General features: G+C 39.5%; 20 protein-coding genes. 13 read left to right on the top strand and 7 right to left on the bottom strand.

The window, feature by feature from the left end; all coding sequences use genetic code 11:
* The first annotated feature begins 57 nt into the window (after nucleotides 1–57).
* The 8 genes from QYB95_RS15805 (at nucleotide 58) to nikC (ending at nucleotide 9,568) form a co-directional block, all read left to right on the top strand.
* The gene (locus QYB95_RS15805) at nucleotides 58–279 is read left to right on the top strand and encodes a hypothetical protein (RefSeq protein ID WP_301139340.1); all 222 of its coding nucleotides are present in this window, start codon (nucleotides 58–60) and stop codon (nucleotides 277–279) included.
* Nucleotides 280–570: 291 nt separating this feature from the next.
* Nucleotides 571–1,119 carry a nucleoside tri-diphosphate phosphatase gene (ntdP, locus tag QYB95_RS15800; RefSeq protein WP_301139339.1) on the top strand — a complete coding sequence of 183 codons (549 nt, stop codon included), beginning with the start codon at nucleotides 571–573 and terminating at the stop codon, nucleotides 1,117–1,119.
* Nucleotides 1,120–1,748: 629 nt separating this feature from the next.
* Nucleotides 1,749–3,494 (top strand): ABC transporter ATP-binding protein, encoded by a 1,746-nt coding sequence (locus QYB95_RS15795; RefSeq protein WP_301139338.1) that lies wholly within the window; start codon nucleotides 1,749–1,751, stop codon nucleotides 3,492–3,494.
* Between the two features lie 357 nt (nucleotides 3,495–3,851).
* A complete protein-coding gene (locus QYB95_RS15790; RefSeq protein WP_301139337.1) occupies nucleotides 3,852–4,871 on the top strand; it encodes an ABC transporter ATP-binding protein in 1,020 nt (339 codons plus the stop codon).
* Nucleotides 4,846–5,814, top strand: coding sequence for an ABC transporter ATP-binding protein (locus QYB95_RS15785; protein ID WP_301139336.1), 969 nt, complete (start codon nucleotides 4,846–4,848; stop codon nucleotides 5,812–5,814). The genes QYB95_RS15790 and QYB95_RS15785 overlap by 26 nt, the downstream gene beginning before the upstream one ends.
* 115 nt (nucleotides 5,815–5,929) lie before the next feature.
* Nucleotides 5,930–7,567 carry an ABC transporter substrate-binding protein gene (locus QYB95_RS15780; protein WP_301139335.1) on the top strand — a complete coding sequence of 546 codons (1,638 nt, stop codon included), beginning with the start codon at nucleotides 5,930–5,932 and terminating at the stop codon, nucleotides 7,565–7,567.
* A gap of 78 nt (nucleotides 7,568–7,645) precedes the next feature.
* Nucleotides 7,646–8,650: an ABC transporter permease gene (locus QYB95_RS15775; protein ID WP_301139334.1), complete on the top strand. Its 1,005-nt coding sequence runs from the start codon at nucleotides 7,646–7,648 to the stop codon at nucleotides 8,648–8,650.
* Nucleotides 8,651–8,665: 15 nt separating this feature from the next.
* Entirely contained in the window at nucleotides 8,666–9,568 is a 903-nt protein-coding gene (gene nikC, locus QYB95_RS15770) for a nickel transporter permease (RefSeq protein ID WP_301139333.1), read from the top strand.
* 44 nt (nucleotides 9,569–9,612) lie between these two features.
* Here the strand turns inward: nikC and cysK are convergent, their stop codons facing one another.
* The 4 genes from cysK to QYB95_RS15750 form a co-directional block, all read right to left on the bottom strand.
* On the bottom strand, nucleotides 9,613–10,542 hold the full coding sequence (gene cysK / locus QYB95_RS15765) for a cysteine synthase A (RefSeq protein ID WP_301139409.1): 930 nt from the start codon (nucleotides 10,540–10,542) through the stop codon (nucleotides 9,613–9,615).
* Between the two features lie 151 nt (nucleotides 10,543–10,693).
* Entirely contained in the window at nucleotides 10,694–11,710 is a 1,017-nt protein-coding gene (locus QYB95_RS15760; RefSeq protein WP_301139332.1) for an ABC transporter substrate-binding protein, read from the bottom strand.
* 12 nt (nucleotides 11,711–11,722) lie between these two features.
* Nucleotides 11,723–12,418: an ABC transporter permease gene (locus QYB95_RS15755; protein ID WP_425609217.1), complete on the bottom strand. Its 696-nt coding sequence runs from the start codon at nucleotides 12,416–12,418 to the stop codon at nucleotides 11,723–11,725.
* A 22-nt stretch (nucleotides 12,419–12,440) separates the two neighbouring features.
* Nucleotides 12,441–13,292 carry an ABC transporter ATP-binding protein gene (locus QYB95_RS15750; protein WP_301139330.1) on the bottom strand — a complete coding sequence of 284 codons (852 nt, stop codon included), beginning with the start codon at nucleotides 13,290–13,292 and terminating at the stop codon, nucleotides 12,441–12,443.
* A gap of 145 nt (nucleotides 13,293–13,437) precedes the next feature.
* Here QYB95_RS15750 and QYB95_RS15745 point away from each other — a divergent pair, with 145 nt between their 5' ends.
* The gene (locus QYB95_RS15745) at nucleotides 13,438–14,040 is read left to right on the top strand and encodes a Crp/Fnr family transcriptional regulator (RefSeq protein ID WP_301139329.1); all 603 of its coding nucleotides are present in this window, start codon (nucleotides 13,438–13,440) and stop codon (nucleotides 14,038–14,040) included.
* A gap of 66 nt (nucleotides 14,041–14,106) precedes the next feature.
* On the opposite strand, the gene QYB95_RS15740 is transcribed toward QYB95_RS15745, so the two are convergent.
* Nucleotides 14,107–15,195, bottom strand: coding sequence for an FUSC family protein (locus QYB95_RS15740; protein ID WP_301139328.1), 1,089 nt, complete (start codon nucleotides 15,193–15,195; stop codon nucleotides 14,107–14,109).
* Between the two features lie 144 nt (nucleotides 15,196–15,339).
* A complete protein-coding gene (locus tag QYB95_RS15735; RefSeq protein WP_301139327.1) occupies nucleotides 15,340–16,629 on the bottom strand; it encodes a glutamate-1-semialdehyde 2,1-aminomutase in 1,290 nt (429 codons plus the stop codon).
* Between the two features lie 116 nt (nucleotides 16,630–16,745).
* On the opposite strand from QYB95_RS15735, the gene bcp reads away from it, so the two are divergent.
* The 3 genes from bcp to perR all read left to right on the top strand — a co-directional run bounded on the left by bcp (nucleotide 16,746) and on the right by perR (nucleotide 18,847).
* Nucleotides 16,746–17,198 carry a thioredoxin-dependent thiol peroxidase gene (gene bcp / locus QYB95_RS15730; RefSeq protein WP_301139326.1) on the top strand — a complete coding sequence of 151 codons (453 nt, stop codon included), beginning with the start codon at nucleotides 16,746–16,748 and terminating at the stop codon, nucleotides 17,196–17,198.
* Nucleotides 17,199–17,239: 41 nt separating this feature from the next.
* A complete protein-coding gene (locus QYB95_RS15725) occupies nucleotides 17,240–18,187 on the top strand; it encodes an NAD(P)-dependent oxidoreductase (RefSeq protein ID WP_301139325.1) in 948 nt (315 codons plus the stop codon).
* 213 nt (nucleotides 18,188–18,400) lie between these two features.
* Nucleotides 18,401–18,847 (top strand): peroxide-responsive transcriptional repressor PerR, encoded by a 447-nt coding sequence (gene perR / locus QYB95_RS15720; RefSeq protein WP_301139324.1) that lies wholly within the window; start codon nucleotides 18,401–18,403, stop codon nucleotides 18,845–18,847.
* Between the two features lie 155 nt (nucleotides 18,848–19,002).
* Here perR and QYB95_RS15715 read toward each other — a convergent pair whose 3' ends face one another.
* Nucleotides 19,003–19,350 (bottom strand): YgzB family protein, encoded by a 348-nt coding sequence (locus QYB95_RS15715; RefSeq protein ID WP_301139323.1) that lies wholly within the window; start codon nucleotides 19,348–19,350, stop codon nucleotides 19,003–19,005.
* Nucleotides 19,351–19,572: 222 nt separating this feature from the next.
* Between QYB95_RS15715 and QYB95_RS15710 the strand changes: the two genes are divergently transcribed.
* Complete coding sequence (locus QYB95_RS15710) at nucleotides 19,573–20,463, top strand: nucleotidyltransferase-like protein (protein ID WP_301139322.1); 891 nt, start codon at nucleotides 19,573–19,575, stop codon at nucleotides 20,461–20,463.
* Nucleotides 20,464–20,860 lie beyond the last annotated feature (397 nt).

Raw genomic sequence — 20,860 nt, 5'->3', positions numbered from 1 at the left:
TTTGTCGAATAAACTCGTTTCCTTCCGTCCACAATAATTTCACGGAGGTGATAACAAATGGCTAACAACAACAATAACAACAACCGTAATAACCGCAACAACAACAATAACAACAACAATAACAACAACAATAACAACAATTTCAACAACAATGAAGAGTTTGCTTTAGACCAAGATTTCCAACAAGCTCGTCAACAAAACCAAAAGCAAAACCAACAAAACAACCAACGCAATAATAACAACAATAACAACAACAGCAATAACAACAACGACTTCTAATCAAGTCACCCTAACTCGAGTGTAAATAAAGTGAATTCACTTTTAGGTATAGACATTTATTGTCTATACCTTAATTTTTTAGCTGAAAATAAACAGTGCAGATACATAACTTAAATACGATGTTAATCTATATTTTCCCAAGTTATTTGAAAAAAATGTTCTTCAAGCTACAAGTTTTAGATAAGCATTGCTATAATAAACCTAATAGTTGCTAGATGATTGAAATTTTAAATTAGACACAAATATCAGCAAGCGATGTTCATACATAGAGACGAAAAGGTGGGCAATACAATGACAATACCTATAGAAGGAGAAACGATACAAATACATAGTTATAAACATAATGGTCGCATCCACCGTGTCTGGCAAGAAACGATGGTTTTAAAAGGAACGAGAAATATCTTTATCGGCGCAAATGAACGTACACTCGTGACTGAATCCGATGGACGAACTTGGCTGACGAGAGAACCGTCGATTTGTTATTTTCATGCAGAGCATTGGTTCAATATCATCTGCATGCTTCGTGAAGATGGTGTGTATTATTACTGTAATATGAGCTCGCCTTATGTATTTGACAATAATGCAATCAAATATATCGACTATGATTTAGATATCAAAGTATTTCCTGATATGTCCTATACATTATTGGATGAAGATGAATATGAGCAACATAAAAAAGAAATGGGCTACCCAGAAGTAATCGATAAAATTCTAAAGCGCAATGTCAATAAGCTCGTTAGCTGGATCAAACAAAAAAGAGGCCCCTTTGCCCCTGATTTTATCGAGGTCTGGACCAATCGCTACCTATTTAATAAAGAAGTTCAATCAAAGGAAAAATAAAGCCGAAGTCTACTGCCTGCCAGTAGACTTTTTTGTACTATAGAAATCATAACTTCATGGAATAGAAAAGTTAGGATAAAGGTAATTAAATATGGGTATATAGGAAAAGATGGTATTCATAATGGTATGAATCTAATAATGAAGTGGAAAATTCATTCTATATGGAGACGTGTAGATTTTCTAAAAATACTTTAAGCGATTTAATAATGAGAAATAAGAGCGGAAGCCTCGCATTCCAAGCTTAATAAGACAAATCAGCAATATTCCAGCCGGGATGTATCACAATCCAAGATCAATATTGTAAAGAAAAAATGGTTTCTCAAATTTTAGTAGTCTCGACAAGTCGGTGAGACTACCACAAGTTAGCTATGCGGCTTGTGTGGCGGGTGGAAATGTCGCGTCCATGCGACATCGTTTCCATGACCAATACGCGCGCGCCATTAGTCCGCTCACCCAAACAAATATAATTTTAGAATTTTTATTAATAAGCACTATTAAATGGTTTATAAGTTCTTACTGAAAACACGTTAGATGTAATTAACCCCAAACTAGAGTATAGTGTAAAACAGGTGCCAAATTTGGGCACCTTTTCAGACAACTTGTGTTGCTTATAAAGGAAGTGAAATAATTTGGATAGCATTAAACGTTACATGCGCTTTGTGAAGCCCTACCGCTGGGAAATTCTATTAACAATTGCAATTGGTATATTAAAATTTGCGATTCCGCTGTTTATTCCAATCTTAATCAAGATCGTCATCGATAATATCATTGGAGCAGCACACTTAACAAATAGCGAAAAAATTACACAACTCTTTTACTGGCTAGGGGGAACGGTGATTTTGTTCTTTATCATCCGTCCACCAATCGAATATTACCGTCAATATTTTGCCCAGCACGTTGGTAACAAAGTGTTGTTTGATATTCGTCAGGAACTATTTGGCCATTTACAAAAACTAAGCCTGAAATATTATGCGAATACACGTGCTGGGGAAGTCATTTCGCGCGTGATCAATGATGTGGAACAAACAAAAAACTTTATCATGATTGGCTTAATGAACCTGTGGCTTGATGTTGCGACCATTTTGATAGCCATCGGGATTATGCTTACAATGGATGTTAAGCTAACTTTAGTGGCAATCATTGCGCTTCCGTTCTTTGGGTTTAGTGTGAAGTACTTCTTTGGGAAGCTGCGCGATCTCACAAGAAAACGTTCGCAAGCATTGGCACATGTACAAAGCTACTTGCACGAACGAGTAAGTGGAATGAGTATCATTAAAAGTTTTACATTGGAGAAGCACGAACAACAAATCTTTGATAAAGAAAATGGCGAATTTTTAGATCGCGCACTGGATCATACAAAATGGAATGCAAAATCCTTTGCAGTGGTCAATACGATTACCGATATTGCTCCTTTACTCGTTATCGGATTTGCCGGCTACCAGGTAATACAGGGTGAGTTAACTGTCGGAACAATGGCGGCATTTTATGCTTACATTGAACGCTTATATAGCCCACTGCGCCGTTTGGTAAACTCATCGACAACCTTAACTCAATCGATCGCATCAATGGATCGTATGTTTGAATTGATGGATGAAGAATATGACGTTCAGGATAAGAAGAATGCTCTTGAGTTACCGCCGGTTAAAGGACAAGTTTCGTTCGAAAATGTGGATTTCCAATATGAAAAAGACGGGCAAATGGTATTGAATAATATTAATTTTGATATCCAGCCCGGCCAAACAGCCGCCTTTGTAGGGATGAGCGGTGGAGGAAAATCGACAATCGTTAGTTTAATCCCTCGTTTTTACAATGTGACTGGTGGAGCAGTCAAAATTGATGGCATCGATGTAAAGGATGCGGTTATTCACTCCCTTCGTGCACAAATCGGAATTGTGCTGCAGGACAATATCTTATTTAGTGATTCTGTCAAACAGAATATTTTAATGGGGAAACCCGGAGCAACAGATGATGAAGTCATTGCCGCTGCAAAAGCGGCGAATGCCCATGATTTTATCATGACTTTACCAGATGGCTATGATACTAAAGTGGGTGAGCGCGGGGTTAAACTTTCAGGTGGCCAGAAACAGCGAGTTGCAATTGCTCGTGTCTTCCTGAAAAATCCACCAATATTGGTGCTGGATGAAGCAACATCAGCGCTGGACCTGGAAAGTGAAGCATTGATCCAGGATTCACTTGACAGGTTGGCTAGTAACCGGACAACGATTATTATTGCTCATCGTTTATCTACAATAACGCACGCTGATAAAATCTTCGTTATTGATCATGGTGAATTAGTAGAAGAAGGCAATCATGAAACGTTAATGAAAAAACAAGGCGTGTATTATGACTTATTCCAAATTCAAAAATTAGATTAGGAAAATATATCATTCGTAAACTGAAATTTTATCGCTATTGATAAAAAAAGTTTATGACATAAAATGCCCAAGAAAGTCAACATTCGACTTTCTGGGCATTTTTATTTTGCCTGGATTCTGTTTCGGAACATTTGATTTTCCGGGGGTTTAAATAATCATAAGCGAGAAAAATTTAGGAGTTTAGCGTGATAAATTAGCGAAAGCGTTTAATTTTGTCGAAAATATTTTGTGATACTTTCAATTTTTTTAGCATAAAAAGTATGAATTACTAGATTGCAATCTATCAATTTCTAACAGTAATAGAAAAAGAAAAGTGATGCTAGTTTTCAGAATCACTTTCCGGTAAGGAGGGACAAGATGGAAAGAAATGTACTACTGAAAGTAAAAGATTTGGAAACAACTTTTTTCACAGAGGATGGGAGAGTCCCTGCAGTTGATCATATCGATTTTCATATCAATGAAGGAGAAATACTAGCTATTGTTGGAGAGTCTGGTTGCGGAAAGAGTGTAACCTCCCTATCGATTATGGGATTGGTTCCTTCTCCTCCAGGAAAAATTACGTCCGGTCAAATTCTTCTGGGTGAACTTGATCTAACGAAACAAAGCGAAAAGCAAATGAGGAAAATCCGTGGGAAAGAAGTGGCGATGATTTTCCAGGAACCGATGACATCCCTGAACCCCCTCTATACAATCGGCAACCAACTAACTGAGGCAATTTTGCTGCACAACAAAAAAATGAAAAAGAAGGAAGTAGCCAGTAAAGTGATTGAAATGATGAAATTAGTCGGCTTGCCTAGAGCAGAAGAGTTGATGAAGGATTATCCGCACCAATTATCGGGTGGAATGAGGCAGCGTGTAATGATTGCGATGGCTTTGCTTTGCAACCCGAAGCTATTGATAGCAGATGAACCAACAACAGCACTTGATGTAACAATCCAAGCCCAAATCTTGAAGTTGATGAAAGAATTAAATAAACAATTCAGGACGGCAGTGTTACTGATTACCCATGATCTGGGTGTTGTTGCGGAAGTTTGTGAACGAGTGGTGGTCATGTATGCAGGTCAAATAGTTGAAGAGGCGCCTGTGGGAGAAATCTTTAAAAATCCTCAGCATCCTTATACAAAGGGCTTGCTTCAATCGGTTCCGGATATGCGGTATAAGAAGGACTCCTTATATTCAATAAAGGGAAATGTGCCAAAGCCTGGCTCCATACAAATGGGCTGTCGTTTTGCCCCGCGCTGCGATTATGCAACAGAACGGTGTATAACAGAAAATCCACCATTATACGAACTTGGCGAGGGGACCATCCATAAATCAAGATGCTTCTTGCAGGAAACGGAGGGAATCGGGATTGCAGAACGTGTTGCTGAAGGTTGATAACTTAAAGAAATATTTTCCGAAGCGTACAGCTTCATTAAAGAAAGTTAGCCATGTCAAAGCCGTGGATAATGTTTCTTTCGAGGTGTTTGAAGGAGAAACTCTCGGGATAGTGGGTGAATCCGGCTGTGGAAAATCAACAACCGGCCGAACAGTTATGCGGCTGATTGAGCCAACTTCAGGCTCTATAAAGTTTGATGGAGAAGACCTTTCCAAGTTATCCAAAAAAGTAATGAGGAAAAAAAGGCGCGATATTCAAATGGTGTTTCAGGATCCATACGCTTCCTTGAATCCAAGACATACAGTGAAGAAAATTTTAGAGGAACCTTTAATCGTTCACGGGATTGGAAATGCACAAGAACGAAAAGAAAGGATTTCCGAGTATTTGGAAATTGTTGGTTTGGACAGCTATCATGGGAAGCGCTATCCGCATCAATTCAGCGGAGGGCAAAGACAGAGGGTAGGGATTGCACGAGCCCTCATGACAAATCCAAAGCTTATTATTGCGGATGAACCAGTATCTGCATTGGATGTTTCGATCCAGGCGCAGGTACTTAATTTAATGCAAAAGCTTCAGGAGGATTTAAAGCTTACTTATATTTTTATAGCCCATGATTTGGGGGTCGTACGCCATATCAGCGACCGGGTGGCGGTTATGTATTTAGGCAGTGTAGTAGAGTTAGCTGAAAGTGAATCCTTATATGCTGAACCGCTGCATCCGTATACAAAGGCATTATTATCTGCCGTACCGATTCCCGATCCTACTTATGAGAGGGAGCAAATGATCATTACAGGCGATATTTCAAATTCTGTAACAGATACGGGTTGCAAGTTCCAGGCCAGATGCCCATATGCAACCATTACTTGCAAGATGAGTACACCAGATTTAGTAGAAGTTAAACCGGGTCACTCTGTTGCGTGTCATTTATATAGTACTGATTAGAAGTTATTCGAAATCAGCATGAGAGAATCATTGATTTAATCCAGTGGTAATCATCATGTTTATCTATTGATGCGCAGCAATGACATATACATTTAGGGAAATAGGGAGGGTATTTATGAAGAAAAGCAAGCTGTGGTCACTAGGTCTATTATTGTTGCTTGCTCTTTCAGTAGTGCTGGCTGCATGCAGCAGCGATGAAGGAACAACTGAAGAGCCAACAGAAACAAATGAAGAAACAACCGACGGAACAACATCGGAAGAAACAGAAGAAGCAGTTCCTCAAACTTTAGTATTTGGCCGAGGTGGAGATTCGGTATCACTTGACCCTGCAATTGTTACGGATGGGGAATCCTTCAAAGTAACAGAAAATGTTTATGAAACATTATTGAACTTTGGAGAACAAGATACAACAATCAATCCTGGTTTAGCAAAAGAGTGGGAAGTTAGCGAAGATGGTTTAACATATACTTTCCATTTACAAGAAGGTGTTAAATTCCATGATGGAACAGACTTCAATGCAGAGGCTGTTGTAAAAAACGTGGAACGCTGGAAAGGTGGAGCTGAAGAGCAGTTCTATTACTTCCACTCCATGTTTAAAGCGGAAGGTGAAGATATTATTGCGAGTGTAGAAGCGGTCGATGAGCTTACTGTAGTGTTTACACTTTCCCGCCCACAAGCACCATTCCTGAAAAATATTGCTATGAGCCCATTTGCTATCGCTTCACCAACAGCATTTGAAGCAGCAGGCGAGTCTTTTGGAGATAATCCAGTTGGGACAGGGCCATTTAAATTTGTTGAGTGGAAACGAAATGAATCCATCACAGTTGAAAAGAATCCGGAGTACTGGCAGGAAGGGTTACCTAAGTTGGATACAATTATCTTCCGTGCAATTCCAGATAACTCAGCTCGACTGAATGACTTAATGAGCGGTGCAATCGACTTGGCAGATGGTATTAACCCGTCCGATGCTACAATAGTTGAATCCAATTCAGAATTGCAATTGATTGAGCGTCCTTCGATGAATATTGGTTACCTTGGTTTAACAAATACTCGTCCACCATTTGATAATAAGTTAGTACGCCAAGCCGTGAACTATGCGATCGACAAACAAGCAATTGTCGATGCTTTCTTCCAAGGCCGAGCAGAAGTAGCAGTAAATCCAATGCCTTCTACAATTAGTGGCTATAATGACGAAATTGCAGGATACGAGTATGATCCTGAAAAGGCGAAGGAATTATTAGCTGAAGCCGGTTACGATGGTTCTGAAATTGAACTTTGGGCAATGCCTGTACCACGTCCATATATGCCGGATGGACAAAAGGTAGCCGAAGCGATTCAGAAAAACTTGAGTGATGTGGGAATCCCTTCAAAAATCGTCTCATTTGAATGGGCAACGTATTTGGAAAAAGCAAAAAATGGAGAAGCCGATGCATTCCTTTTAGGATGGACAGGTGATAATGGCGATGCCGACAACTTTATTTACACATTGTTGGACAAAGATACGATTGGCAGCAACAACTATGCTTACTATTCTAACGATGAGGTCCATGAATTGTTAATTGCCGCACAATCTGAAATTGATGAAGAAAAACGTATTGAATTATATAAACAAGCACAGGAAATCATTCACGATGATGCTCCGTGGGTTCCATTAGCACACTCGACTCCATTATTGGCAGGGAAAAAAGGAGTTACTGGCTACTTGCCGCACCCAACAGGCTCGGAAAGCTTAATAAACGTATCTATGGAATAAAAAAATAAGTGCCAGGCACATAAACAATTCGAAATTGTTTGAGTGCCTGGCACCCAAAAAAATTAAAGAGGTGACGTTATGCTTCGCTACATAGGAAAGCGGATTTTTCATTTAATTCCTGTGTTATTGGGAATGACCTTTATCGTGTTTTTGATTATCCGTGCGATACCAGGCGATCCAGCCCAAGTGATATTGGGACAGCAGGCAACGGAAGAAGCGATCAAAGCGTTACGGGAAAAGCTTGGACTTGATCAACCTTGGTATATTCAATATTTTGATTACTTAAAAGGGTTGTTGACGGGTGATTTGGGTGAGTCGCTTCGAACAAGGCAGCCGATTTCGACGGAAGTATGGCCATACTTGGCTGCTACGATTGAATTGGCGATTTTTGCCATGCTCATAGCGGTAGTTATCGGTATGAATGCAGGAATTATCTCTGCTTGGTTCCAAAATTCCTGGTTTGACTATATTGCCATGGTCATCGCATTAATTGGTGTGTCAATGCCGATTTTTTGGCTAGGCTTGATGGAACAATGGACATTCAGTCTAGAACTAAAATGGCTTCCTACTTCCGGTCGGGAAGAGGTACGAGACCCGGTACATGCCATAACCCATCTCTATTTAATCGATACGTTGATTCAAGGTCGCTTCGATCAGTTCTGGGTGACAATTAAGCATCTAATTTTACCTGGATTTGCACTAGCTACAATTCCGATGGCCATCATTGCACGAATGACTCGTTCTTCCATGTTGGAGGTACTCCGTTCAGATTATATTCGAACTGCCCGTGCAAAAGGTCAGCGAATGGGTATCGTTGTTTATAAGCATGCATTAAAAAACGCATTAATTCCGATTATTACCATCATTGGATTGCAAACGGGTCTTCTATTAGGCGGCGCAATATTAACAGAAACAATTTTCAGCTGGCCAGGAATAGGCCGCTATATTTATGAAGCAATCGGCTACAGAGATTACACCGTTATTCAATCCGGAATTCTAATTGTTGCCTTTATGTTTGTGATGATTAACCTTGTTGTCGATATCTTATATTCAGCCATCGATTCAAGAATTAAATATAACTAGAAGGGAGTGGGATTCATGTCGGAGCTGGTTTCAAATTCAGTTGACTTAAAACCGAAAGAAGAGAAAGTAGTTGGACCATGGAAAGTGGCGTGGCGAAGCTTCAGAAAAAGTAAAGCAGCCCTTGTCGGCACAGCCATTGTCGTATTTTTCATCCTACTTGCTATATTTGGTCCATTGATTGCGCCGGAAGGAATAAATGAACAGAAATTACAGGATCCAAGTTTGCGATTGGCACCCCCTTCTAGTGAATACTGGCTAGGGACAGATGATTTTGGACGGGATATCTTTTCACGGGTTGTTTATGGGGCAAGAATTTCGTTGGCTGTTGGTTTCTTTTCGGTTATTTTGTCAATCGTAATAGGAAGCTTCTTGGGAATCATTGCCGGTTTTTACGGACGATTCATCGATACCATTATCTCAAGAGTGTTTGATATTATGCTTGCTTTCCCAAGTATTTTATTGGCAATTGCAGTTGTATCCATCTTGGGACCGTCACTGCAAAACGCATTAATTGCCATTGCGATTATTAACATACCGAACTTTGGCCGCCTAATCCGCTCAAAAGTTTTAAGTGTAAAAGAAGAGGAGTATATCGTTGCTGCAAGAGCAATTGGTATGAAGGATTCCCGAATACTGTGGAGACACATATTGCCGAACTCGTTTTCCCCGGTTATCGTACAAGGGACATTGGCCATTGCTACTGCCATTATAGAAGCGGCTGCATTAAGTTTCTTAGGGTTGGGAGCGGAAGCACCACAGCCAGAGTGGGGGAAGATGCTATCAGATGCACGGGTTTACATGATGACAGCCCCGTGGATGATGATCTTCCCAGGGATCGCCATTATGTTGACTGTGCTAGGATTTAACCTAATGGGAGATGGCCTGCGGGATGCGCTGGATCCGAAGATGAAAAATTAAAAAAGGGTGAGCTCATGATGGCTCACCTTTTTTATGTTCTTTTATTATTCTAGTGGAAATAAATCAGTTGATAAATAACGCTCTCCTGTGTCTGGTGCTAGACAAAGCACTTTTGCATTTACAGGAAGCTGTTTTGCTATCTCGATGGCGAAGTAGGCAGAAGCTGCACCTGAAGCACCAACTAATAGGCCTTCTTCCGCTGCAAGTCTTCTAGCCGTAATTTGGGCAGCGTCATCTTCAATATGAAGAATTTCATCAAAGACTTCACGATTTAAAATTTTCGGGATAAATCCTGGTCCTGTTCCCGGAATCTTATGAGGACCGGGAATTCCACCTGCTAATACAGGGGATCCCGCAGGTTCAACTACATAAATCTTTAAATTAGGCAGGCGTTTTTTTAATTCCTCACCTGTTCCGGTAACCGTCCCTCCAGTACCAGCAGTGAGTACAAGAGCATCGAGTTGCTGATCACCAAACGCCTCCAAGATTTCAATTGCTGTTGTTGAACGGTGGGCATCTGCATTTGCCCGGTTATCAAATTGGAGAGGAATAAAGCTATTAGGGACTTCTTGCGCAATACGCAATGCTACATCAATAGAGCCTTGCATCCGTAAATTAGCGGGTGTTAAATGAACTTTGGCACCATAAGCCTGCATTAGCTGCACCCGTTCTTTTGTAGCATTATCGGGCATTGTAATAATACAAGGGTAGCCCTTTACGGCACAAACCATTGCCAGACCGATTCCCGTATTCCCTGAAGTAGGTTCAATTACTGTACTTACTCCTGGGATGAGTTTTCCTTCTTTTTCAGCTTGAAGTATCATATTTAGTGCAGCACGGTCTTTCACACTGCCGCCAGGATTTTTGGATTCTAATTTCATGTAGACTTCAGCGCCGTTTTCAGAGGGTAATTTATTTAATTTTACAATAGGCGTATTTCCAACTAATTCAAGAATGTTTTGATGTAATTTCATCATTCAAGACTCCTTTCAAGTAATTGGCAAAAGCTAGGCAAACAATGACCAGCCTAGCTTTTGAAATCTCCATCTAGTATAAACTTTTCTTTGCGATTTGGCTTATTATAGATAGGCCTTCAACCGAAGGTTTATAAGCAAATGAATGACTCTATTCTTTTAAAGCTTCCTCTAAATAAGAAAGATTCACTAAGCCATCAATATTGTCTGTTGAAATATAGCCGGCTTCTTTGGAGATTGTCGCCATCTCTTTTAAAATTTCTTCTTTCACATCAGTAGTAGGAGTTAAGCGGGCAAATGCCTTTGTTACTTCATCTTTAGATAATTCTTTCCCAGTTAAACCTTCAACATGATCCAGGAAAAGCTGGATTGCTTCCTCTGGATTTTCGTTAATGAAGTCGACAGCTTGCTTATATGCTTTTAATGCCTTCTTTGTTAGTTCTGGATTATTGGAAGTAAATTCCTTTCTGGCAGCCACAACTGTATTTGTGGATTCGCTGCCCCAAGCAAATTCTGATGCATCCAGTAAAAGTTTGGCATTACCATTTGTTTCGATATTCACGCCCCATGGCTCTTGCGTAGCTGCTGCATCGATTTCACCGTTTAACATTAGAGCCGCTGTATCTGCAGGAGCTTGCTTAATCGTAGTAACATCACCGTCGCCAGTAGAACTAGCTGTTAGGCCAGCATCCTGAAGGGATTTCATTAACCCGACATCTTGAGTGCTGCCAAAAGTAGGTACAGCAACTTTTTTGCCTTTTAAATCTTCCACATTGTTTATGCCTGAATCTTTTCCGACAACAAGAACAGCCCCGCCATTTACGGCACCTGAGATAATTTCATGTTGTGGGTTTTTAACATACGTGTTCAAAGCGGGTGTTGGTCCAACTGTACCAATGTCAATTGAATCTGTGGACATTGCTTCCATAAATGCCGACCCATCATTGAATGTACTAGTAGTAATTTCGATATTTTCACCAAATTGCTCTGCATAGTAACCTTTTTCAAGTGCAACAATTGCTGCGATATGTGTCATATTTGGAAAATACCCGATACGTATTTCTGTTGCGGAATCTTTTTCAGTGCTTGTTTCCTCGCCACCGCCGCATGCAGCCAATACTGTTATTGCAAGGGTTAAAATAGCAAAAAATAAAATATTCTTTTTCATTTGATCTTCTCCTTAGTGGGTAGTCAAGATACCCCATTTTCGTAGTACATAACGTTCAATTCTAACGAAGATAAAGTTGTCGATAAAGGAACCAATTACTCCGATAATGATCATGATACTAAAAATTAAATCCATGGCCTGGATGGAGCGGCCTAAATCCAAAAGGGTGCCGAGACCGCCGCTGCCGCCCAGTAATTCACCGGCTAGAACAGCACGCCAAGCCAATGCCCAGGCTAAACGCAAACCTGCAATTTGCTGAGGTATTGTTGACTTGAAGATGACTGTACGGAACAGGTGGAAACCCGTCGACCCCATGGTACTCGCCACGCGAATCAATAAGGGGGGAACACTTTTGAAAGCGGTGCTCGATGTAATGGTAATTGATAGTGCAGCCCCTAAAATAACGATGAAAATAACAGAGCCTACTCCCAAGCCAAACCATAATATGGCTAAAGGCATCCAAACGATATTTGGTATCGCTTGTAGGCTGGTTACAAAAAAGCCAAGTGTATCATCAATAATTTTGTATTTATAGATCAAGAAGCCAAGAATAAATCCAATAACTACCGCGATGAAGAAACCGATAAATAACCTTATTAAAGAAGAGCCGGTTGCTTCCAATAATTGGCCGTCTACAATACCGTTAATTAATGTTTTTACAACCGTGACGCCACCTGGGTCATTTGGAATGATTAATGGCGGCCACATAAAAGCAGGGAAGACTTCAAATTTAGATATCGCTTCCCATATTATTACTAGGATCAACACGAAGATCGTTCGTCTTAAGAGCGTAATCACTGCCTAATTCCTCCTTCAGCACTTTTTCCATTTCTTGTTCAAGCTCGGTTAATATTCGGTTTTCTAAATGTATTAAAATGCTGTCTGAAGAATTTCTTGGTCGGGCCGCCTGGACAGGGAAAATGCTTTTAATCCCGCCAGGACGTGTTTTCATTAGCACAATTCGGTCTGATAATACAACTGCTTCTCGAATATTGTGAGTAACGAAAATAATCGTCTTTCCAGTTTCACGCCAAAGCTTATCAAGTTCCATATGTAATACCATACGGGTCTGTTCATCCAATGCGGCAAAAGGTTCATCCATTAAAAGAATCTCTGGGTCCGTTACCAACGCCCGGGCGATGGCAACGCGTTGTTTCATGCCTCCTGACAATTCATGGGGCAGGGCATGTGCAAACTTGCCAAGGTGAACTTTTTGCAGCCAGTCCAGTGCGCGTTTCTGTGCTTCCTGCTTAGGTACTTTTTTAATAAGGAGTCCATACATAACGTTATCCAGAACGCTCAACCAAGGAAATAAGCCGGACTCCTGAAAAACGACAATTCGATCATTACCCGGCCCTTTAATCGGTTTATCATTGACAAGCAGCTTTCCGGAAGTCTCTTTTTCTAGTCCTGCAACAATATTTAAAAGTGTGGATTTTCCACAACCGGATGGACCCAATAAGGAAATAAACTCTCCCTTTTTAATCGTTAGGGAAACATCATCTAACGCAATTGTAGGAGTGTGATCTTTTCTCTGAAACTCCTTATGGACATTTTGAAGAATAATATGTTCCTCAGCCATATAAAACCCTCCATTCTAATAAAACAAAGTGGTATACTAAGATTTAGATAGTACCCATTTTATGTGTTGGATTTTATTCTTTCTGTCACTTTTGTTACAAATATTCGGAATAGTATAAAAAAGTTGGTGCAAGGGGGAAAGTGGAGTGATAAAGGAACTAGAACAATATAGTAAGGAAATCCCTATAAATAAGGGACAGGTGATTTATCAAACAGGGGACGCCATCAATAGTGTTTATATTGTGCACAGGGGGCTTGTAAAATTAGCTGAAGATGGGGAGGATGGACAGCCGGTTACAATCGTACTTATGCAAGAAGGGGAAATGTTTGGTTTTTTAGATCGATTAAATAATCATTCAGAGCATACGCACTATTCAGTTGCGTTAACAGATGGCAGCCTGCTTTCCGTTCCAATTGATGTCATATTACAACATCTGGATAAACTTTCAGCTATCGAAAGAGCATTATTTTATACGCTAGTTAGGCAATTGGCAGAAGCAAAACAATTAGTATATGTTCACTCGAAAATGACGGTGCCGGAAAGAATTAGCTGGTTTTTAATAAAACTCGCCAACATGGAGAATGGGGTAGCTAAAATCACTATTCCATTAACACATGAAGAAATTTCCTATATGGTTGGATGTAGCCGGCAAAAGGTAACTACTTATCTAAGCAAATGGAAAAAAGAAGGCACCATCCAATATGATCGTGGATTTATTCAGCTGGTTGATATAGATAAGCTCCACTAGGAAATATAAAACTCCCCATGCGTTCTCATGGGGAGTTCAACTTAAGACGATGTAATTTGGTAAGTTCTAATAGAAGCTTTGTTCTAGGTCCGAGTTTTTCTCGTTGCTATGGTAGCTTCTATAGGAGACGATCAAAGTATCTAAATGCTCCAGATTCTCTTCGTAATCCAATAGTCGAGAGAAGATATAGAACAGGTGATAACTTGAAAATTCCTCGTCGCCTTCTCTTTTTTCTTCCAAAGCAATCTGTTGGATTAGTTTCTGCATAACATCTACATATTTTTTATCCTGCTCATCAATCCACTTTGAATGCTCAGGTTTTAGCTTTCCGGTGAACTTTAAAAGTAATTGTTCATGGAAAGTGAGTAAAAAGTCGAGACGTTCCTGTACCATTCCTCGGAATTGACCAGGCAAGTTCGAGATTTCATTTTCATGTTTATGCAAACGATGCAAAAGCTCTAGACTTTTTTTCGTGGTCGTGATCATTTGACGATAAAGGACTAGTTTACGAGCTTGTACAAACCGCTTTTTCTTCGAATAATGCCGTTCTTCTTTATAGAAGTCGTACATTTTCTCCACATCACTCAGGCGTTCCTGAAATTTGTTCAGCGCAGCTTTTGTGGATGTATGCTCTGATGCCTGCCTTGCTGCAAGTCGTGTCCAGCGAATGATATCATCCTGTAATGAATCGATCATTGTAAATAATTTAATTTCATATTTTGGTGGAAGAAACACTAAATTAACGATAAATGCTGCAAATACCCCAACCATGACTGTTAGAAATCGAATTACGCCGAATTCTAAAAAGTCATCTCCTTCAAATATCATAATGGCCACAACCGTAACAAGTGCTAATGATATCGAGCTATCCAGCTTGAATTTTCTCATTAACCCGATCACGATGATGGCCGCAATCCCAATGGCGACAATATGATGGCCAAAAATTAAACCAAATAGTACGGCAACTGTAGCACCGATAATATTTCCCTGAATTTGTTCAAGGATGGATAAATAGGAACGGTAAATAGACGGTTGAATGGCAAAAATAGCCGCAATCCCAGCGAAAACAGGTGAAGGTAAATTTAGTAATTCTGCCAGAAAAAGTGCAAAGACAATCGAAACACCTGTTTTTAATACACGGGCACCTAATTGCATGTAAAAATACGCCCTCTCTTTTTCATTTACTTACCCCTCAAAAACGTGAGGAAATCACATTACTTTACCTAATTTTCTTATCCTGGTCAACTAGTTTAGTGTATTTAAATAGAAATAAAATTATAAGTAAAATCTTGTTATCATTTATTTTAATTGTGAAAAGGCATAATCCACGGCTGCAATTGTTTCAACAATATCTTCTTCTTTATGTTCGGTTGTTAGGAACCATGCTTCATATTTCGATGGAGCCAGATTTACCCCTTTTGATAGCATTAATTTAAAGAAGCGACCAAACATTTCACCATCGGAGTTTTCGGCTTGTTCATAGTTCTCCACTTTTTCATTTGTGAAGTAAAGCGTTAATGCTCCTTTTAAGCGGTTAACTGTAATCGTGGTGCCGTGTTTTTCGGCAGCTTCCAGAATCCCTTTTTCCAATAGGTCTCCTAGACGATCCATTTCTTCATAGACACCTGGTTGTTTTAACACTTCAAGACATGCGATTCCCGCAAGCATTGACGCTGGGTTTCCGGCCATTGTTCCAGCTTGGTACGCTGGTCCAAGGGGCGCAACAGTCTCCATGATTTCCTTACGGCCACCATAAGCACCGATTGGCAGTCCACCACCAATAATCTTGCCCATAGCCGTTAAGTCCGGTGTTAAGCCAAGTAAATCCTGTGCAGCACCATAATGGAATCGGAAGGCGGTAATAACTTCATCGTGAATTGTCAGTGCCCCTTTTTCTTTTGCGGTTGCATGAACAAATTCTAAAAACCCTGGTTTAGGCTCGACGATACCGAAGTTTCCTACGATTGGTTCAATCAGGATGGCAGCTACTTCATCGCCCCATTTATCCATTGCTAGCTGGAATTGCTCTTTATTATTAAATGGCACTGTAATAACCTCTGTTGCCACTGCGACAGGTACGCCGGCAGAATCCGGAGAACCAAGCGTTGCTGGACCAGATCCGGCAGCAACCAGCACTTGGTCGAAATGTCCGTGGTAGCAGCCGGCAAACTTAATGATCTTCGTACGACCAGTATATGCACGGGCAACACGTACTGTAGTCATTACTGCTTCAGTACCGGAGTTTGTGAAACGTACTTTATCCAGTGAAGGAATCGCATCCTTTAACATTTTTGCGAATTTCACTTCATGCTCTGTAGGAGTTCCGTACAGGACGCCAGTTTCTGCTGCTTGTGTGATTGCTTTTGCAATATGCGGGTGACCAAACCCAGTAATAATTGGACCGTAAGCGGCCAAGTAGTCAATGTAGCGATTTCCATCTACATCAAAGAAGTAGGCGCCTTTCCCTTTTGCCATAACAACAGGTGCGCCGCCGCCAACTGCTTTATAAGAACGTGATGGACTATTAACGCCACCAACGATATGCTCCAATGCCTCTATCTGGATTTCTTCGGATTTTGTATGATTCATTTGTAAAGCCTCCTCATTTATTTCACATCCTATTGTAGACCTATTCAAAGCGAATGCCAAAGAATTTGAAACTCATACTCTTCTTTTGTAGGATAGAGAAAAAGGGAGGGTTATTTATGGAATCGTTAATGGAAGCACCGGACTTCACATTAGTAAATGAAAAAGAAGAGGAAGTCTCCTTACGAGATTTTCGAGGTAAAAAGGTCGTGCTATATTTTTACCCAAAGGATATGACACCTGGCTGTACGACGGAAGCATGTGATTTTCGTGATTATCATGACGAGTTTACTGATTTAAATACAGTCATTCTTGGTGTCAGTGGTGATGAAGCGAGCAAGCATACAAAGTTCATCGAAAAATATGGTTTGCCTTTTTCTTTGTTGGTTGATGAAGATCATAAGGTATCTGAAAAATATGGAGTTTGGGTACTAAAGAAAATGTACGGCCGCGAATTCATGGGAATAGAACGGTCCACATTCCTTATCAACGAAGAGGGAATAGTTGAAAAGGAATGGCGTAAGGTAAAAGTGAAAAACCATATCGAGGAAGTTTTAGAAAGCCTGCGCTAAAGAATCTTCCGTTAAGATTTATCTATTTTGGAGGGAAAAAAATGAAGGTATTTTTTACATTTGATTCTAGACCGGATTTACAAAAACAATTAGTGGAACAATTTCCTGAAGTCGAGTTTGTATTTCGCAAGGGGATCATTGATGATGAACTAGAAACAGCCGAAGTCCTTGTTACATATGGAGAAGATTTAACGGAGGAGCATATTTCTAGTGCTGCAAATTTGAAGTGGATTTTTGTTGCTTCGGCTGGTGTTGAAAAAATGCCTAAAAATGCTATTGCCGAGCGGGACATACTTGTATCGAATGTACGGGGTATTCATAAAAAGCCAATGACCGAATCGATACTAGCACATATTTTATCCATAAAACGTGTATTGCCGACTATTTACAATAACCAACGAAACAAAATTTGGGACAAAAGAGGCGGCCACCCGACAGAACTTAACGGAAGCACGGCATTAATCATTGGTCCTGGGGCAATCGGCGGTGAAATCGGAAGACTGCTGCAAGCCTTCGAAGTCTATACAATTGGCTGTAATAGAAGCGGCAATTCAGTAGAATATATGAATGAAACTTATCGTATTGATGATCTGGCAGAACATTTGCCGAAAGCGGATATTGTCATATCGGTTTTGCCTAGTACAGAAGAGACGCAGCATTTAATAGGGTATGAGCATTTCCAGGGAATGCGGGACAATGCAATCTTTATGAATTTTGGCAGAGGGAATCTGGTGGAAACGAGTGTATTGATCCGTGCACTTGAAGAAAATCTAATTCAACATGCTGTACTGGACGTTTTTGAAGAAGAGCCGCTTCCAATGGATAGTAGACTTTGGGAATTGGAAAACGTAACAATTTCTCCGCATTGCTCAAGTCATTCATCACGCTATTTAGAAAGAAGCCTTGAGATCTTTATACCAAGCTTGAAAAAATACCTTGAAGGCGATAAAGATATTGAGAATAAGATGAATATTTTACGAGGTTATTGAGAATAAAATAACATAATGGAATATCTCTTCAAGGGAAATATACTGAATATTTCTTATATTAATAATACTAACTGGTTATTATTATTAATTTTTTATGATTAATCGACGTAAAATAACGGTAGTAGGTATGGAAATGTTGACTACATTCAATAATTTGGGTACACTAATTATAACTATTATAAATTAAGAATTAAAAGAAAGAGGTGCATGGCGATGTCTGATATGCATTTAAAAGATGCCCTAGACACGTTAAAGACAACTGGTGTAAGAATTACTCCGCAGCGTCATGCTATTTTGGAATATTTAATTGAATCAATGACACATCCAACTGCAGATGAAATATATAAAGCTCTAGAAGGAAAGTTTCCCAATATGAGTGTAGCAACTGTTTACAATAACCTGCGTGTATTCCGTGAATCAGGTTTAGTGAAGGAACTAACATATGGAGATGCAGCAAGTCGATTTGATTTCATTACGAATGACCATTATCACATGATTTGTGAATCCTGTGGAAAGATTGTCGATTTTCATTATCCAGGGTTAAACGAAGTGGAGCAATTTGCCTCACATGTAACAGGCTATAAAGTACACTCACATCGTCTGGAAGTATACGGTACTTGCCAAGAATGTCTTGAAAATGCGGGAAAACAAGTTTTGTAATAAGACACGAGCCTAGTAACGGTATGTTGCTAGGTTTTTTATTTTGCTACTACACTAGTTCTAGCGACTTTGAGATCTGGATTGCAGTTGGTTTTGGGCCTTAATGGGAAGTAGTGCTTAAAAAAAGCCGACTCAGCTTGGGAGTCGACTTCAGTCTAACGTTTTTTATTATAATCCTGATCAAATTCTTTGCCTTCTAGTGTAGGGTCTAATGTCAGCGGTTCGTTACAGTACATGCACATATCAACACGGCCAAGTACCTTTGTATGTCTGTTACAATTCGGGCATACTACTTGTACAGCTTTTGTTGAAAGTAAACCAATCCATCCATAAACGGCTGTACTTCCAATGATGCATAATAACCCTAGTGTCATGAAGATGATTACCAATATTTGATTTTCGCGGAAGAAGATTGCCCCATACATAATAACAAAACCAATGAAAATTAATGATAAGGCGAATGAGCGAATTTTGTTTATTTTATTTTTATATGTCTTTGCCATAATTCTCTAGCCTCCCAATCTAGATTCTACTATAACATAGAACGTTTTCATTTGAGGATAAGAAAGTATAGAAATTTTCAAGGCTGGATTCATAATAGATAAACTGGAACTTTAAATAGTAATACAAGTCCTTCTGTAGAGTAATAGATATAATAAAAGAAGGATTCTTTTTTTAGATGTCGAAAGAACAAATTAACGTAATTGTAATTTAGGAGGATTAACATGGAGCATATTTTGCGCCCGATCTACCAGGAACGTGCAAGCCAGTCGGACACTTTAGGCGTTATTCTAGTGACAAAACGTGAAGAAACAAAGAGTGTTACGGATACTTTTGACTCGGTATTATTAATTGTTGTAAAAGAAGCGGACATTCCCATTTTTACAAAGCATTATTTGCATGAAGATAAAAAGATGGCCATGCATGTCATTACAGAAGAGTTATTAAATAAGAGGCTGAATGTTGGGCTGGATAGAAGAATTATTGACTGGATATTCCACGGTAAGGTCATGTTCGATCGTAACGAGTATCTATCGAATTTAAGATTAAAGTTGCAAGAGTTTCCTTTCCTTGGACGTAAATTAAAGACAGGCATTCAATTTTCAAAATTGATTCGCCGTTATATAGAAGGAAAAGAATTTTTCAATCGCGGGAATTATTTTGACTCCTATCATCATGTTGTTGATTCCCTGCATCATTTAGCTCGCCTAGCTGTTATTGAAAATGGTTTATATCCGGAAGTAACCGTTTGGTCCCAAGTGAAGAAGTTGGAGCCTTCGATCTATAAACTATATGAAGAACTTGTAATGAGTACAGAAAGCTTAGAGAAAAGATTGGAGCTTCTTTTCCTAGCCATCGAATTCTTGATCAATTCAAGGACAAATGACGGGGCGCAGCATATATTAGAAACGATGGTATCCAAAGACACATGGACGATACAGGAATTACATAATCATGATGAGTTAAAATACTATGCGAAGGACTTGGAAGTGTTTGTGGAGTATCTGATTGATAAAGGATATATCCATACAGAATCCAAACTTTCAAAAAGCGGATTGATTTATCACCGACATTATAAAGTAGATAAAGAGTTTGTTTCTTCTTCATATGAATGATTCTGGCCGTGGCTATTTCTTAATTGGTAATCTTATAAAAGGGTAAGGAATGAAGCTGTTTTCGGGGTGTTTAAACCACCTCGAATTTTTTTGATAGAAAGTGTTGACTTTCATATCAGTCTCGTTGTATTATTATAAAAGTCGCTGATACGACAAAGTGAAATGACATCAAAACATAACTAGTGAAAATAACTTTTTAAAAAAGTTGTTGACATGATTCGGAAGAGATGTTATTATAGAGGGGTCGCTGAAAAAAACGACTTAAAATGAACCTTGAAAACTGAACAACAAAACGTTAATGAATATCGTTTCTTCTATTAAGTTAGGGAAACAAAATTTTGGACATCAAAATTGATGCCAGCAGATGTTTTTTCGGACATTAGTATTAATGTCCGGC

Origin of the sequence: Ureibacillus aquaedulcis, assembly GCF_030418165.1 — a bacterium.
Taxonomy (GTDB): Bacteria; Bacillota; Bacilli; order Bacillales_A; family Planococcaceae; genus Ureibacillus; species Ureibacillus aquaedulcis.
This window is presented reverse-complemented; position numbering and strand designations above follow the sequence as displayed.

Bases quoted from the DNA above. Each gene is read 5' to 3' on its own strand.
- QYB95_RS15760 (WP_301139332.1), bottom strand. From the start codon at position 11,710: ATGAAAAAGAATATTTTATTTTTTGCTATTTTAACCCTTGCAATAACA.
- QYB95_RS15725 (WP_301139325.1), top strand. From the start codon at position 17,240: ATGAAGGTATTTTTTACATTTGATTCTAGACCGGATTTACAAAAACAA.
- nikC (WP_301139333.1), top strand. From the start codon at position 8,666: ATGTCGGAGCTGGTTTCAAATTCAGTTGACTTAAAACCGAAAGAAGAG.
- QYB95_RS15755 (WP_425609217.1), bottom strand. From the start codon at position 12,418: ATGTGGCCGCCATTAATCATTCCAAATGACCCAGGTGGCGTCACGGTT.
- bcp (WP_301139326.1), top strand. From the start codon at position 16,746: ATGGAATCGTTAATGGAAGCACCGGACTTCACATTAGTAAATGAAAAA.
- QYB95_RS15790 (WP_301139337.1), top strand. From the start codon at position 3,852: ATGGAAAGAAATGTACTACTGAAAGTAAAAGATTTGGAAACAACTTTT.
- QYB95_RS15775 (WP_301139334.1), top strand. From the start codon at position 7,646: ATGCTTCGCTACATAGGAAAGCGGATTTTTCATTTAATTCCTGTGTTA.
- QYB95_RS15780 (WP_301139335.1), top strand. From the start codon at position 5,930: ATGAAGAAAAGCAAGCTGTGGTCACTAGGTCTATTATTGTTGCTTGCT.
- QYB95_RS15805 (WP_301139340.1), top strand. From the start codon at position 58: ATGGCTAACAACAACAATAACAACAACCGTAATAACCGCAACAACAAC.
- ntdP (WP_301139339.1), top strand. From the start codon at position 571: ATGACAATACCTATAGAAGGAGAAACGATACAAATACATAGTTATAAA.
- QYB95_RS15750 (WP_301139330.1), bottom strand. From the start codon at position 13,292: ATGGCTGAGGAACATATTATTCTTCAAAATGTCCATAAGGAGTTTCAG.
- cysK (WP_301139409.1), bottom strand. From the start codon at position 10,542: ATGAAATTACATCAAAACATTCTTGAATTAGTTGGAAATACGCCTATT.
- QYB95_RS15735 (WP_301139327.1), bottom strand. From the start codon at position 16,629: ATGAATCATACAAAATCCGAAGAAATCCAGATAGAGGCATTGGAGCAT.
- QYB95_RS15710 (WP_301139322.1), top strand. From the start codon at position 19,573: ATGGAGCATATTTTGCGCCCGATCTACCAGGAACGTGCAAGCCAGTCG.
- QYB95_RS15740 (WP_301139328.1), bottom strand. From the start codon at position 15,195: ATGCAATTAGGTGCCCGTGTATTAAAAACAGGTGTTTCGATTGTCTTT.
- QYB95_RS15715 (WP_301139323.1), bottom strand. From the start codon at position 19,350: ATGGCAAAGACATATAAAAATAAAATAAACAAAATTCGCTCATTCGCC.
- perR (WP_301139324.1), top strand. From the start codon at position 18,401: ATGTCTGATATGCATTTAAAAGATGCCCTAGACACGTTAAAGACAACT.